Consider the following 15,313-nt stretch of genomic DNA (forward strand, 5'->3'; position numbering starts at 1 on the left):
CGGGGTGGAGCAGCCCGGTAGCTCGTCAGGCTCATAACCTGAAGGTCACAGGTTCAAATCCTGTCCCCGCAACCAATCCAAAACGGCCCGCCTCGCGCGGGCGTTTTTGTATCCGGCCGTGGCGGCCGGCTGATTTGAGCTCATCGGGGGCCCGCAAGGCGGCCAAGCCGACGCTGCGCGACAGAGAAGCCAAATCCTGTCCCCACCAACCAATCCAAACCGGCCCGCCAACGCGGGCCGTTTGCGTTCGTGGCGCCACATTTCCTGCAAGCTTCGACTCGACTTTTGCAGCGGTGCTCGCCGGGGCGCCTCGTGGAGACGATGCTCGAGGCGGAAGGCTTCGCCGCAAAGCACCGCCGCCGGCCTTCGCAGAGCCGGCGGCCGCCGAAGTCGGCCTGGTGGTGCCAAGGCTTGCGAAGGCTGAAGAGGCCAACCTCACCAAAGCGGTGGAAAACGGCGTCGGCCTTGGCGGCCATCACGGCGGCATGGCGCGACGCGTTTCGCGCATGGCCGCTACCAGTTCATGTGCTGGCAGTGGGCCGCGTGTCCCGATGGCCCGGCTCGTGGCGCCGACCGGTCATGAACCGGCGGCGACGTCCATGCGTTGTGTCTCATCAGGGTCGGTTTGGAACAGCGAAGGAGTCGGAAATGACCACGCATCCCAGCACCAATCGCTTGTCCGCACGGGAGCTGCACGACATCGATGCCTACTGGCGTGCCGCCAACTACCTGACCGTCGGGCAGATCTATCTGCTCGACAATCCGCTGCTTCGCGAGCCGCTTCGGCTGGCGCACGTCAAACCCAGGCTGCTTGGGCATTGGGGAACATCGCCGGGTCTCAGCTTCATATACGCGCATCTCAACCGCGCGATCAGACTTCGCGATGCCAACGTCATTTACATCTGCGGCCCCGGCCATGGCGGACCGGCCATGGTCGCAAACAGCTATCTCGAAGGCACATATAGCGAGATCAATCCGGATATTTCGCTCGAAGAGGCCGGAATGAGGAAGCTCTTCCGGCAGTTTTCCTTTCCGGGAGGCATCCCGAGCCATGCCGCTCCCGATGTGCCCGGCTCGATCCATGAAGGCGGCGAGCTCGGCTACGCGCTTTCGCATGCCTTTGGCGCGGCCTTCGACAACCCGGATCTTATCGTCGCCTGCGTCGTCGGCGACGGCGAGGCGGAAACCGGCCCGCTCGCCACGTCCTGGCACTCCAACAAGTTCCTCAACCCGGCGCAGGACGGCGCGGTGCTGCCGATCCTCCATCTCAACGGCTATAAGATCGCCAATCCCACCATTCTCGCCCGCATCCCTGGAGAAGAATTGCGGGCGCTGTTCGTCGGCTATGGCTACGAGCCGCTGTTCGTCGAGGGAGACGATCCGCCCCTGATGCATGAGCGGATGGCCGTCGTGCTCGACGATGCGCTGGATCGCATCCGGGCGATTCAGCAGGCGGCGCGCAGCGGCGGCGAGACTGCCGACGGCCGACCGAAATGGCCGATGATCATCCTTAGAAGCCCGAAGGGCTGGACAGGCCCCAAGGAGGTCGACGGGCTGAAGACCGAGGGGTTTTGGCGCGCACATCAGGTTCCGCTCTCCGGTCTCGCCGAAAACCCCGCGCATCTGAAGATGCTCGAGGCGTGGCTGAGAAGCTATCGGCCCGAAGAGCTTTTCGATGCCGCGGGCGCGCCGGTGGCGACGATCCGCGCCACCGCCCCGGAAGGCGCCAGGCGCATGAGCGCCAATCCGCATGCCAATGGCGGCCTGCTGCGCCGCTCCCTCGAACTGCCAAGCCCGCAAGCGCATGCAGTCTCTGTCCAGCAGCCGGGCGGTGTGAAAGCAGAGTCGACCCGGGTGATGGGCAGTTTCCTGCGCGACGTCATGGCGTTGAACCAAAGCGCCGGGAACTTCCGGATTGTCGGTCCCGACGAGACGGCTTCGAACCGGCTGCAGGACGTCTTCGAGGTGACCGAGCGCGCCTGGATGGAAAAGATCCTGCCCGAGGATGTGCATCTCGGCCGCGAAGGCAGGGTTCTGGAGATCCTATCCGAACATACCTGTCAGGGTTGGCTGGAAGGTTATCTGCTTACCGGCCGGCACGGCCTGTTCTCCTGCTACGAGGCTTTCACGCACATTGTCGATTCCATGTTCAACCAGCATGCGAAATGGCTCGATGCCTGCAGCAAGCTGCCGTGGCGGCGGCCGATTGCGTCGTTGAATTATTTGTTGTCCAGCCATGTCTGGCAGCAGGAGCACAATGGCTTCAGCCATCAGGATCCGGGCTTCATCGATGTCGCGTTGAACAAGAAGGCAGACATCGTGCGCGTCTATCTGCCGGCGGATGTCAACAGCCTGCTTTGCGTGACCGATCATGTGCTGCAGACATGGAACCGCATCAACGTGATCGTTGCCGGCAAGGCCAATTCCTGGCAGTGGCTGTCGATCGACGAGGCGAAAGTCCATTGCAAGGCCGGCATCGGCATATGGGAGTGGGCGTCGACCGACGGCGGGGCAGAGCCGGATGTGGTGATGGCCTGCGCCGGCGACGTGCCGACGCTCGAGACGCTGGCCGCCGTCCAAATTCTGAAACGCCACGTTCCCGGCCTCAAGGTGCGGCTGGTCAACATCGTCGACCTGATGACGTTGCAGCCAAAGGAACACCACCCGCACGGCCTGTCGGATCGTGAATTCGACGCGCTTTTCACGGCCGATAAGCCCGTCATCTTCGCATATCACGGCTATCCATGGACCATCCATCGCCTGACCTACCGGCGGACCAACCACGACAACATCCACGTGCGCGGCTACAATGAAGAAGGGACGACGACGACGCCCTTCGACATGACCGTGCTCAATGGCCTCGACCGCTATCATCTCGTGTTGGGCGTGCTCGACCGCATTCCCGAGCCGGCCGGCGCGCATATCCGGCTGAAGCAGGTGATGGAAGGCAAGCTGATCGAGCACCGGGCCTATATCCGCGAGCACGGGCAGGACATGCCCGAGATCCTCGGCTGGAAGTGGGAGCAGTAGTCGATGTCGAGGCGCCAGGCCAAATGGACGAGCGCACCACGATTGGTCGGGTGCCGACCATGACTGATGCCATTCTCGCCCTCAACGGCGGCTCCTCAAGCCTGAAGTTCGCCGTGTTTCAGCAGCGAGAAGAACTTCACCTGCTGGTGCGCGGCAGCGTGTCGTCGATCGGACATCATCCACGATTGCATGTCGCGTCCTCAGAGTTGTCACGCGAAGTCGACAGGAGCCTGGGAGACCGACCGATCGATATCGCCAAGGCGTTCGAGGCCGTGGCTTCCTATCTCGGCGATCACGCCCTTTTGCGCCTGATCGGCACTGTCGGGCACCGCATCGTCCATGGCGGGCAAGAACTCACCCGCGCGACCTTGCTCGACGAGCGCACGCTCGGTGCGCTGCATAGGCTTGAGCCGCTCGCACCGATCCATCAGGCGATCAACCTGGAGATCGTCCATCTGGCCGGGCAGCTTTTGCCCGAAGCCAAGCAGGTCGGCTGCTTCGATACGGCCTTTCACACGGCGCGGCCGGTGCTTGCCAGGCTCTATGGCTTGCCACGCGAGATGTCGGAACAGGGCATAATTTCCTACGGCTTCCACGGGCTCTCCTACAGCCACATCGCAGCGAAGCTCCGCGAGCGCTACGGCGAAGGCGCCGGTGGCCGAACGATTGTCGCCCATCTCGGCAGCGGCGCCAGCCTGTGTGCGATCAAGGCAGGGGTAAGCGTCGCCACGACCATGGGTTTTTCGACGCTTGACGGTCTCGTCATGAGCACCCGCTGCGGCGCCATCGATCCTGGCGTGATCCTGCACCTTCTGCAGGACCGCAAGCTGTCGACCGACCGAGTGACCGAATTGCTCTACGAGCAATCCGGCCTGCTGGGCGTATCCGGCATTTCCGGAGACATGCAGGCGCTGCTTGAATCGAAAGACCCGGCGGCGGCGCGCGCGGTCGCGCTCTTCGTCTATCGCGTCGGACGTGAGATCGGATCGCTCGCAGCCGCGCTTGCAGGGCTCGACACGCTCGTATTCACCGCCGGCATCGGCGAGCATGCCTCGCAGATCCGGCAAGAGATCTGCGAGGCTGCTGCCTGGCTTGGTGTCGTGGTCGACCACGGTCTAAATCGCGGCGGCGAAGCGCTGGTCAGCGCGCGAAAGTCCAGCGTCGATGTTCTTGTCATTCCGGCCGACGAGGAACGTGCGGTGGCCATGGAGATCCTCGACCTCGAAACGGTCTGATCTGCCCGCGGCAGGATCGCAGGAAATCGGTGACTTCGCGCCGAGCTTCCGTTGAACCAGAAGGAGCGTCGACGGGCTTCGCGCGGGCCATTTTCGTTCGCCTCACTTTCCCTTCAAGCTCGACTCGGCAGGACTTTGCGGCGATGGTCGCCCGGCGCCTCGCTGCCCTCTATCCGGCCGCGCGGGCAAATGCATAAGGAGCGCAAAGATGCGGCAGGCACTGATTGTATGGGGCGGCTGGGAAGGGCATGAACCCGAGGCCGGGGCGCGCGTCCTCAAGGCGATGCTCGAGGAGGAAGGCTTTGCCGTGCGCGTGGAAAACACGACCGCGGCCTTGGCAGATCCGGCGATCGCCGACCTCAGCCTGATCGTGCCGATCTACACCATGTCCAAGCTCGCCAAGGCCGAAGAGGCGAACCTCACCAAAGCGGTCGAAAACGGCGTCGGCCTCGGCGGCTATCACGGCGGCATGGGCGACGCGTTTCGCGAATCGACGGACTACCAGTTCATGTGCGGCGGCCAGTGGGTCGCGCATCCCGGCAACATCATCGACTATCGGGTGAATATCGTGCGGCGCGACGACCCGATCGTGGAAGGCATCGACGATTTCCAATACCGCTCCGAGCAATACTACATGCATGTCGATCCATCGAACGAAGTGCTGGCGACCACCACCTTCTCGGGCGAGCACGCGTCGTGGATCGACGGTGTCGTGATGCCGGTGATGTGGAAGCGCCGGCACGGCAAGGGGCGGGTGTTCTATTCGTCGCTCGGCCACGTGGCCAAGGAATTCGAGGTGCCGCAGATGCGCACCATCCTGCGCCGCGGACTTGTCTGGGCGGCGCGCTGAGCGCCCCTCGGGTCAATCGGCGCGCGCTGACCGGTCGCGCCCGGCGGCCGGTTGCCGAACACGAAACCGAACGCACGTCACCCACCCGCTTCGATGATCATCACAGATCATATGAATGAGAGATTTACATAAGACGTAAGCTCTCATACAACGGCCGGCAGCAACTTGCTCATCGGGAGAGGATTGCGTGGAAAATATCGCTCCTTCGGACGCAACTGGGTGGATGCCGTCGCTCGACCAGGGCGGTGCAAGCGTGCACAACGCCGTCGTCAGCGTGCTGGGCAGCCGCATTCTGGGCGGCGACTATGCTCCCGGCGCAGCCTTGCCGCGCGAGGAGGAGCTCTGTGCCATGCTGGGCGTCAGCCGCACCTCGGTTCGGGAAGCGGTCAAAGTGCTGTCGGCGAAAGGTCTTGTCGAGGCCAGGCGGCGGGCGGGCGTGCGCGTGCTGCCGCGCGACAGCTGGCGCCTGCTCGACCCGGTTGTGCTCGGCTGGCACCCGTCCATCCAGGATGACGAGGAGCTGGTTTCCGGTCTCCTCGAGGCGCGCCGGATCTTCGAGCCTGCGGCGGCCGAGCTTGCGGCCAGGCGCGCCAGCGCCGCCGACCTCGCCGAGATCGAACGCGCTGTCGTCGGCATGCGCGACAACATCCCGGGCGACCTCAACGCGGTCTGCCAGGCGGACCTTGCCTTCCACAAGGGCGTCATCGCCGCCAGCCATAATGTCGTGCTCAAGGGGCTGGTCGGCATGCTGGAAGCTGCGCTGCGCGCCACGTTCCTCGTCACCAACCCGTTGATGGAGGCGCAATCGCGCGCGCTGTCGGCGCATGTCGCGGTGCTGGAGGCGATCCGCGTCCGCGATACCGCCGGCGCCCGCGGCGCCATGAACAGGCTGCTCGACATCGCCGCCGACGATCTTCACGCCAGGGGCTGACGTTTCCGCCTTGACCTCAAATTTGATCATATGATATTTAAATTTCATATGATCTAATTGCGTCGAAGGAGTTGCGCTTGAGGATCGCGGCCATCACCACGCGCGTCGTGAACGCGGATATGCGCAACTGGGTGTTCGTGCGTATCGAGACCGACCAGCCGGGTCTCTACGGTTGGGGCGAGGCGACGCTGGAATGGAAGACCCAGGCCGTCGTCGGCGCCATAAACGACCTGGCGCCGCTTCTGGTCGGCCGCGACCCGCGCGACATCGAGCAGGCGGTGCGCATCCTCAAAAAGCACTCGTTCTGGCGGCTCGGTGTCATCGGCATGTCGGCGGTTTCCGGCATCGAGCTGGCGCTCTGGGACATTTTTGGCAAATGGCTCGACCAGCCGGTCTGGCGCCTGCTTGGCGGCAAGGTGCGCGACCGGGTCAAGGTCTATACCCATCTCGGCCTCGGCGACATGCGCGCCGTGTACGAAACATTGGATACCGAGCCGCTGGTGCGGCGCGCCTCCGAAGTGGTGGCCAAGGGCTATCGCGCGCTGAAGGCCGTCTTCATTCCTTACAGCCACTATCATGCGCCGCTCGTCGAGGTCGACAAGGTCGGCCGGCTGATGGAGGCGCTGCGCAAGACAGTCGGTCCCGAGGTCGAGATCATGGTCGATTTCCACGGCCGTCCCGCCTCGGCCTCGACCGCGCTCGCCTATATCGACGCGCTTGCCGCCTACCGGCCGATGTTCATCGAGGAGCCGCTGCCGCCGGGCGAGACCGGCGCGCTGGCGCAGCTCGCCGGCAAGTCGCGCGTGCCGATCGCCACCGGCGAGCGGCTGATCGACCGTCCCGAATTCGACGACCTTTTCCGGGCAAGGGCGGTCGACATCGTGCAGCCGGACATCTGCCATTGCGGCGGCCTGCTCGAGGCGAAGAAAATCGCCGCCATGGCCGAGGCGGTCTCGGTGGGCGTGGCGCCGCACAACCCGCTTGGTCCGATCGCGGGCGCCGCGGCACTGCATTTTGCCGTGTCCACGCCCAACCACCTGATCCAGGAAGAGATGGTTGGCGCCGTGCCCTGGTATTTCGAGGTGGTGAAGGGGCCGATCCGCATGGTCGACGGCTGCTGGCAGGTGCCGGATGCGCCCGGGCTCGGCGTCGAGGTCGACGAGGCGGCCGCGGACCGGCATCCTTACAGGCCGGAGGTCATGCATACCACCAATGCCGTCCTTGCCGACGGCACCATCGTGGACTGGTGACCATGGCCGGGCGTCTGAAGGACAAGGTGGTGATTGTCACCGGCGCCGGGCGCGGCATCGGCGAGGCGACGGCGCGCGCGATGGCCGCCGAGGGTGCGGCGATCGTCGTGGCCGAAAAGGATGCGGCGAGCGGAAAGAGCGTTGCCGCGTCGCTGGTTGAAGCCGGCGCTCGGGCGCTGTTCGTGGAGACCGACGTCGCCGACATCGCATCCTGCAAAGCGATGGCCGAACAGGCGCTTGCCGCCTTCGGCCGCATCGACGTGCTGGTCGCCAATGCCGGCATCAACGTGTTCCACGAGCCGCTGGAAACCACCGAGGAGGAATGGCGGCGCTGCTTTGCCGTCGATCTCGACGGGGTGTGGTATTCGGCGCGCGCGGTGCTGCCGGCGATGCGGGCTCAGACGCAGGGCTCGATTGTGGCCATCGCTTCTTGCCATTCTTTCGCGATCATCCCGTCGACCTTCCCCTATCCGGTAGCCAAGCACGGACTGCTCGGCCTGGTACGATCGCTCGGCATTCAATACGCGGCCGAGGGCGTCCGCGTGAACGCGATCGCACCCGGCTACATCGAGACGCAGATCGCGATCGACTACTGGAACACCTTTCCTGATCCGCAGGCCGAGCGCCAGCGCACCTACGATCTGCACCCGCCGCGCCGCATCGGGCGGCCGGAGGAGGTGGCCATGACCGCCGTCTTCCTCGGCTCCGACGAGGCGCCGTTCATCAACGCGGCCTGCATCGTCATCGATGGCGGGCGCTCGGTTCTCTACCACGAATGAGGTTTCGCACCGGCGGCCGGTCGCCGGAAACGTCTTCAAGCAAAAAGACTCCCGCCGGCCGGGATCGATATGGAGGAGGAAACCATGAAACGCATGATCAGGACGTGGCTTGCTGTGGCGGCGACCGCAGCCGTCGCGCTGACGGTCCACGGCGCCGGCGCGCAGGACAAGATGAAGTTCGGCTATATCAACAAGATGGGCGACCATCCCTGGTTCGTCCGCGAGGTGAAGGGCGCCAAGGACAAGGCCGCCGAGCTCGGCGTCGACCTGCTTGTCCAGGACGTCCAGTTCGACGCCAACCTCGCCGTCACCACCTTCGACACCTATGTCGGCGACGGCGTCAAGGGCATCGCCGTGGTGGTGCCGGACCGCTCGCTCGGCCCGGTCGTCGCCGACAAAGCAAAGGCCGCCAAGATCGGCCTGATCGCCGTCGACGACGACATCGCCTTCGCCGACGGTACACCTGTCGCCTATGTCGGCATGAACGCGCTCAACATCGGCAAGCAGGTCGGCGGCGAGATTGCCCGCATCGTCAAGGCCGAAGGCTGGGACAAGGACCTCTCCAAGGTCCGCGTCGGCTCGATCGAGGACCAGAAGGCCGACACCTGCATGCGCCGCAACAAGGGCGCGGAGGAAGCGCTGGTCGCGGCGATCCCAGAGATCAAGTCGCGCATCGTCTCGATTCCCTACGACAACACGATGGTCAACTCGATCGATGTCGTCTCGACGACCCTGACGGCCAATCCGGACGCCGAGAAGTGGATCTTCTACTCCTGCAATGACGACGGCGTGCTCGGCGGCGTACGCGCCACGGAGAATGCCGGCATGAAGCCGGAGAACGTCATCGGCATCGGCATTGACGGTTCCCGCTCCTGCGAGGCCTTCGGTTCCGGCAAGCCGACGGGCTTCCGCGGCACGATGTGGCTGGACAGCGCCAAGCACGGCGCCGCCGCCATCCAGGCGCTCTACGACCAAGCCATCGGCAAGGAGATGCAGAAGGACTATTTCCAGGACGCCACGCTGATCAGCGGCGAGAACTTCGCCAAGTTCAAGGACACTCTCGGTTGCAAGTCCTAGGCTCCCCTTCGAGCTCGCGGCGGATGGCCTTTGGGTGGGCGGCTTCAAAGGGAGCCTCCCGCCCATGACCGTGCCCGTCGTTTCCGTCGAAGGCGTCAGCAAGCGCTTCGGCGCCGTGCAGGCGCTGCGCGACGTGTCGGTCGCTTTCAACGCCGGCGAGATCACCGCGCTGATCGGCGAGAACGGCGCCGGCAAGTCGACGCTTATGCGCGTCCTGGAAGGCGAGCATCGGCCGGATAGCGGCCGAGTGCTCGTCGACGGCCAGCCCGTGCAGCTCAACTCGCCGCGCGCCGCACACGGCTCGGGCATCCGCGTCATCCACCAGGAGCCGGAGATCATCCCGGAGCTGACGGTGGCGGAAAACATCTTCATCGGCGACATCAAGGCGCGGGGCGGGATTTTTCTCGACCGCGCCGATCTCGAAAGGCGCAGTCTCGACCTATTGCGCACCTTTGGCGTGGTCGACGTGCTTTCCCCCGGGCAGCGCTGCCATGGCCTGAGCCCGGCGCTCAGGCAGCTGATCGAAATCATGCGCGCGCTGCGGCCCGGCGCGCGGCTGCTCGCCTTCGACGAGCCGACCTCATCACTGACCGAGGATGAGGCGCAGCGCCTGTTCCGCGTCATCCGGCGCCTGAAGGCCGACGGCGTCGTGGTGATCTACATCTCACACCGGCTGCGCGAGATCATCGAGCTTGCCGATCGCTGCGTGGTGATGCGCGACGGCAGCCGGATCGCCGACGAGCCAATCGCGGCGCTCGACGAACAGCGCATGGTGCGACTGATGGTCGGCAGGCCGGTGAGCGACCTGTTCAACCGAAAGGAGCGCGCGCTCGGGCCGGTCCGGCTGGCGCTCGAAGGCGTCACGACACGCCGCGTCGAAGGGATCAGCTTCGAGGTCAGGGCAGGCGAGATCGTCGGCCTGGGTGGATTGGTCGGCGCGGGGCGGACGGAAGTCGCGCGTGCCATCGTCGGCCTCGACCCTCTGCGCTCCGGGCGGATGGCCGTTGGCGGGCAGCCTTACGGGCCGCGCGAGCCGGCGGATGCAGTTGCCGCCGGAATAGGGCTGGTGCCGGAAGACCGCAAGCAGGAAGCGCTGCTCTTGATGCAGGCGGTGCGCGACAATGTCAGCCTCGTGGTGCCCGACAAGGTGTCGCGCTACGGGTTCTTCAGCCGCCGGCGCGAGCGCGCGCTGGTCGCCCGCCACGTCGCCGAGCTCAGGGTCAAGACGCCGTCGATCGAGCAGGCCGTCGGGAAACTGTCCGGCGGCAACCAGCAGAAGGTCGTCTTCGCGCGCTGGCAGGCACGGGGGCCGGCGGTGCTCATCCTCGACGAGCCGACGCGCGGCATCGATGTCGGCGCCAAGGCGGAGATCTACAGGCTGATCGAAAGCCTGGCCGAGCAGGGCCTCGCCATCCTGCTCATCTCCTCGGAGATGCCGGAGCTGCTCGGCCTCGCCGACCGCGTCCTGGTCATGCAGAGCGGTCGCATCAGCGGTGAGCTTCACTGGCAAGAGGCGAGCGACGAGGCCGTACTGGCGCTGGCCATGCGCTCGGGCAAAGAGACAATCGAAAGGAGGGTATCGTGACCGATACCGCGACCGCCGGCCGCGAGCGCGCGCCGGCCAGCCTGTTTGGCCGCATCGGCGCGCAGAACATCAGCCTGCTGATCGCCCTGGTCGTGCTGCTGGCGATCTTTGGCGCCTTGAGGCCGGACGTCTTCTTCACGCCGCGCAACCTGATCAACATTGGGCTCGCGGTCACCATCCTCGGCATCCTGGCAATGGCGCAGACCGTCGTCATCGTATCGGGTGGGCTCGACATCTCGGTCGGGTCGATCGTCGGCCTGAGCACGATGGTGCTGGCCGTCGCCGCCCAGGAAACCGGTTCGATCCCCGCCGGCATTCTCGCCGGCCTGCTCGCCGGATTGCTGGCAGGCGCCGTCAACGGGCTGATCATCGTCTACGGGCCGGTCAATGCGGTGATCGCGACGCTTGGCACCATGTCGGCCTTCCGCGGCCTCGCCTATCTGATGAATAACGGCAATTCCATTCCGATCACCGGCGACAGCCTGCGCGCGCTGGGCATCGGCACGCTGTTCGGCCTGCCCTTCGCCATCTGGCTGCTGATCGCTGCGATGGCGGCTTTCATCGTCTTCACCCGCGAGACGGTCGTCGGCCGCAACATCTATGCGCTCGGCGGCAACCCGACGGTGGCGCGGCTCGCCGGCATCCCGATCCGCCGCTACCAGATCTCGATCTATGCGATGAGCGGCTTCGCCGCGGCGGTGGCGGGTCTGGTGCTGGCCAGCCGCACGATGTCCGGACAGCCGGCTTCCGGCAGCCAGGGGCTGGAGCTCGAGGCGATCACCGCCGCGATCCTCGGCGGCTGCGCGCTGCAGGGCGGCAAGGGCACGATCATCGGCGCCATGTTAGGGGTGCTGATCATCGGCGTCCTCAACAACGGCATGATCCTGACCTCCGTGCCGACCTTCTACCAGTTGCTTGCCAAAGGCGCGCTGCTGATCCTGGCGGTCATCGTCCAAGAGCGCCAGCGGGCGCGCTCGGGAGAATAGCCCCGCGCGGGGTTAGACGCTTTCGAGATAGGTCTCGATCTCGAAGTCGCTGACATTGAGCGCGAAGGTATTCAACTCCTGGCGTTTGCAAGCGATGAAAGCGTCGCGCAGCACGGCCGGGAAGATTTCGGCGACACGCTTGCCGGTCTCGAAGGCGGCAATCGCCGAGGCCCAGTCCGGCGGCAGCTTGGCAAGCGTCAGCCCCTGTCCCTCGCCGCCGGTCGGCTCGCCGGGCGACAGCTGCCGCTCGATGCCCATCAGCGCGGCACCCAGGATCGCCGCCAGCACCAGATAGGGATTGGCGTCCGCGCCGGAGACGCGGTGCTCGATGCGGCGCGCGGCAGACGGGCCGCCTGGAATGCGGATCGCCACCATGCGGTTTTCGTAACCCCAGGCGACGGCCGTTGGCGCATAGGAGCGCGGCCGCAGCCGGCGATAGGAATTGAAATGCGGCGCGAACACCAGCGTGCTTTCGGCCATGGCGGCGAGCAGGCCGCCTACGGCGTGGCGCATGGTGTCGGAGCCCTGGTCGCTGCCATCGTCGAAGATATTGCGGCCGTCCTTGTCGAGCACGCTGAAATGAACATGGAAACCGTTGCCGGCGCGCTCGCCATAGGGCTTGGCCATGAAGCAGGCGGCAAAGCCGTGCTTGCGCGCGATGCCCTTCACGGTGCGCTTGAAAAGCACGGCGTCGTCCGCGGCGCGCAAGGCATCGGGCACGTGGTTTAGGTTGATCTCGAACTGGCCGACGCCGTTCTCGGCGATCGCCGTATCGACCGGAATGCCCTGCATGCGGCAGGCTTCGTAGATGTCGTGGATGAAAGCCTCGAAATCGTCGATCTCGTCGATCGAAAGCGCCGCGTCGGAATCGAGACGCCGGCCGGTGACCGGCGAGACAGGACCGACCGGACGCTGCGAGGTCGGGTCGACGAGGTAGAATTCAAGTTCGGTCGCGGTGACGGGCGTCAGGCCAAGCGCTGCGTAGCGGTCGAGGATACGGGCGAGCGCGCGGCGCGGATCGCCGAGATAGGGTGCGCCGGCCTCGTCGGCGAGCCACAGCGGCAAAAGCGCCGTCGGATGCGCCGTCCAGTTGACGGGCAGGATGCCGCGTCCGGTCCAATGGCAAAGCCCGTCGGCGTCGCCGGTCGAGAAGACCTGGGCGTTGCCTTCGATGTCCTCGCCCCAGATGTCGAGCCCGATCAGCGAATAGGGCATGCGCAGCTTGCCTTCGAGCGCCTTGCGCGCCTGCTCGACCGGGATGCGCTTGCCGCGCATGATGCCGTTCAGGTCGCACACCGCGGCCCGCAGGCTCTGGATGTCGCCTCTGCTTTCAAGCCAGTTCAAAACGTCCGCAATTGCATCGCCCAATTTCCAGCCCCTGTTTTTTCGGAGGTGCTGTAGCCGTTCCGGCTACGATATCCATTTTAAAGCTTGTGAGTTTATGAAGGTCGCCACAGATGGTTCCAGGCGAGGATCCTTCATTTTTTCAATTCACTAGCTGGGATATCGGGCGGCATTTGGGGTCCATAGCTGCGATCTGCGATCGCAACATAGCTGGCAGGCGGCGGAAAGCCAAGGGGCATTCGGTTTACTGGATGGGCCGCGACAGAACCTCTGAGATACCGGCGGGACAGCGCCCCCCTCTGTCCTGCCGGACATCTCCCCTTGGGGGGAGATTGGCCGTCATCGGCGATTTCGCCAATTTGTCGACGTCGCAGAGGAGGCGGGGCGCCGGAGCTGCTGATCTCCCCACTTGTGGAGGAGATGCCCGGCAGGGCAGAGGGGGGCGCGAAAGATCGCCGGCGTTCCGAACGCTACTGCCGCAGTTCGGGAAACTTGATCTGCTTGAGAATGTGCGTCGCGCCCTCGTCGATGTCGCGCACGATGGCGGCGCGGGCTCGTTCGCCGTCCTGGACCTCGATCGCCGCCACAACTTCCTCGTGATAGTCGATGCCGAGAATGCCGGCGAGGTCGTCCTCGAAGCCGATGCGCAGGTTCCTGAGAAAAGGTCCCACCTGCATCCACACCGTCTCGATCAGAAAGATCATCTGCTCGTTGCCGCAGTGGCGGTATATCGAGAATTTGAAGTCGTGATTCTTGCGCAAGTAATCGTCGATGTCGCCGCTGCGGGCGGCCTGGGTGAGCTCTGCGCAATGACGGCGAATAGCGCGCAGATTGTTGCCGTTGATGAGGCCGGTGGCGAGCTCGGTGGCCGTGCCTTCCAGGACCGTGCGCACGTCGGTGAGCTGCTGGAAACGGTCTGCCGAAATCATCGGCACCTCGACACTGCCGTTCGGCATTGGGCTCAGCGCCCTGAGCGCCTGCAGCCGCATGAAGGCGCTGCGGACCGGCATGTCGCTGGTGCCGAGCTCCTTGGCGAGCTTGCGCGAGGTCAGCTTCTGGCCGGGCTGGAGCTGACCCGACATCAGCGCCCGCACCAGTTCCAGATAGACTTTCTCATGCAGCGGTACTGTGTCGAGGGTAGTCAGTCCGAATTGTGTTTTGTCGGCCATTGGCGATGCGCTACTTCGTGCGTCCTGAAATCTGTTTAGCCGCTCTGTCTGCAACCAGGATACTTGGCCGGCGGCCCTCGATCCGCACGATAGACGGTTAACGCGCGGCGCCGCAAGTGAGGCTGGGGCGGCTTCCTGACTGACCCTAACGGCGCCCCTGGGCATGCGCGCCGTGGAGCGGTTCCAGCTGGCCGGAGACGCGCTATCCGATGCGCGCGTCTATGATCTCGACGAAGCGCGCGAAGAGGCCGGCCTGCGACTTGATCTTGAGCTTGCGATAGATGTTGCGGCGATGGACCTTCACGGTCCCTGGGACGATCCTGAGCGCCCTGGCGATCGATTCCGTCGAGTGACCCTGGAGCACCAGGTCGACGACCTGTTTCTCGCGAGAGGTCAGCGATAGGCTCTTCCAGATGTGGGCGCGATCCAAGTCGTTGGTCACCGCCACGGCTTCGCCCGGCGGCGCGACCATGGTCTCTTCGGCAGGCAAAGCCGGCCAGCGCTGTCGGCAGAAGCCGACCACCGCGGGGGCCATGTCGCGCAGCAGCCTGGCGTCGGCTGTTCCGAACGGCCCCGAGGCGCGCAGCCGCATCAGCGACAGCACCAGCGCATCCTTGCCGGCCAGCGGAACGAAGAAGCCGACCTCCTCGGCGAGCCGGGTCTGGCTGTAGTAGGAGCGGTAGTACTCGCTGGCATAGAAGCGGTCCGGCGCTAACTCGCGCATGCGCCAGAAGCCTTCCCTGCGCTCGACCGCGGCGTGATGGAAGGGGTCGAGCAGATAGGGCCCTTCCTGGTAGAGCGCGACGAAGATGTGGCTTTCGGCCGGCGAGAAGGTCTCGAACAGAAGCGGCGGCCGCGCCGCGCCGCGATAGCCGAAGATCACGCAGTGATCGAAGCGGACATGCCCGCGCAGCCAGCCGACGATCGCCTTGCCGAAATGATCGCCGGTCTCGCGCGCCGCGGCAATGACGGCGCCGAGCGCGTTGTAGTCGTCGCTGCGGGAGGCGCCCAATTCATACCCCTCTAAATGATAAAATCGACTAAATATACCACCCGCGAGGTATATACTAGACACCA

12 protein-coding genes are annotated in these 15,313 nt (G+C 65.1%); 9 read left to right on the plus strand and 3 right to left on the minus strand.

Features of this window, described 5'->3' with window-relative positions; translation table 11 throughout:
* The first annotated feature begins 648 nt into the window (after positions 1-648).
* The 9 genes from CK220_RS21775 to CK220_RS21815 all read left to right on the plus strand — a co-directional run bounded on the left by CK220_RS21775 (position 649) and on the right by CK220_RS21815 (position 11,723).
* On the plus strand, positions 649-3,030 hold the full coding sequence (locus CK220_RS21775) for a phosphoketolase family protein (RefSeq protein ID WP_095813512.1): 2,382 nt from the start codon (positions 649-651) through the stop codon (positions 3,028-3,030).
* Positions 3,031-3,089: 59 nt separating this feature from the next.
* Positions 3,090-4,265 (plus strand): acetate/propionate family kinase, encoded by a 1,176-nt coding sequence (locus tag CK220_RS21780; protein WP_095813630.1) that lies wholly within the window; start codon positions 3,090-3,092, stop codon positions 4,263-4,265.
* A gap of 208 nt (positions 4,266-4,473) precedes the next feature.
* Positions 4,474-5,115 carry a ThuA domain-containing protein gene (locus CK220_RS21785; protein WP_095813513.1) on the plus strand — a complete coding sequence of 214 codons (642 nt, stop codon included), beginning with the start codon at positions 4,474-4,476 and terminating at the stop codon, positions 5,113-5,115.
* Between the two features lie 187 nt (positions 5,116-5,302).
* Positions 5,303-6,046 (plus strand): FadR/GntR family transcriptional regulator, encoded by a 744-nt coding sequence (locus CK220_RS21790; protein ID WP_141245199.1) that lies wholly within the window; start codon positions 5,303-5,305, stop codon positions 6,044-6,046.
* Positions 6,047-6,123: 77 nt separating this feature from the next.
* The gene (gene dgoD, locus CK220_RS21795; RefSeq protein ID WP_095813515.1) at positions 6,124-7,296 is read left to right on the plus strand and encodes a galactonate dehydratase; all 1,173 of its coding nucleotides are present in this window, start codon (positions 6,124-6,126) and stop codon (positions 7,294-7,296) included.
* 2 nt (positions 7,297-7,298) lie between these two features.
* Entirely contained in the window at positions 7,299-8,075 is a 777-nt protein-coding gene (locus CK220_RS21800) for an SDR family oxidoreductase (protein WP_095813516.1), read from the plus strand.
* Between the two features lie 84 nt (positions 8,076-8,159).
* Positions 8,160-9,152 carry a substrate-binding domain-containing protein gene (locus CK220_RS21805; RefSeq protein WP_245429342.1) on the plus strand — a complete coding sequence of 331 codons (993 nt, stop codon included), beginning with the start codon at positions 8,160-8,162 and terminating at the stop codon, positions 9,150-9,152.
* Positions 9,153-9,216: 64 nt separating this feature from the next.
* On the plus strand, positions 9,217-10,737 hold the full coding sequence (locus CK220_RS21810; protein ID WP_095813517.1) for a sugar ABC transporter ATP-binding protein: 1,521 nt from the start codon (positions 9,217-9,219) through the stop codon (positions 10,735-10,737).
* A complete protein-coding gene (locus CK220_RS21815; protein WP_095813518.1) occupies positions 10,734-11,723 on the plus strand; it encodes an ABC transporter permease in 990 nt (329 codons plus the stop codon). Before CK220_RS21810 ends, CK220_RS21815 begins: the two co-directional genes overlap by 4 nt.
* A gap of 12 nt (positions 11,724-11,735) precedes the next feature.
* Here the strand turns inward: CK220_RS21815 and CK220_RS21820 are convergent, their stop codons facing one another.
* The 3 genes from CK220_RS21820 to CK220_RS21830 form a co-directional block, all read right to left on the minus strand.
* Complete coding sequence (locus CK220_RS21820) at positions 11,736-13,091, minus strand: glutamine synthetase family protein (protein WP_095813519.1); 1,356 nt, start codon at positions 13,089-13,091, stop codon at positions 11,736-11,738.
* A 446-nt stretch (positions 13,092-13,537) separates the two neighbouring features.
* Positions 13,538-14,236, minus strand: a complete 699-nt coding sequence (locus tag CK220_RS21825) for a GntR family transcriptional regulator (protein WP_095813520.1) — start codon at positions 14,234-14,236, stop codon at positions 13,538-13,540.
* 202 nt (positions 14,237-14,438) lie between these two features.
* A complete protein-coding gene (locus CK220_RS21830) occupies positions 14,439-15,248 on the minus strand; it encodes a LuxR C-terminal-related transcriptional regulator (protein WP_245429344.1) in 810 nt (269 codons plus the stop codon).
* Between the last annotated feature and the right edge of the window lie 65 nt (positions 15,249-15,313).

The organism is Mesorhizobium sp. WSM3860 (assembly GCF_002294995.1).
GTDB lineage: Bacteria > Pseudomonadota > Alphaproteobacteria > Rhizobiales > Rhizobiaceae > Mesorhizobium.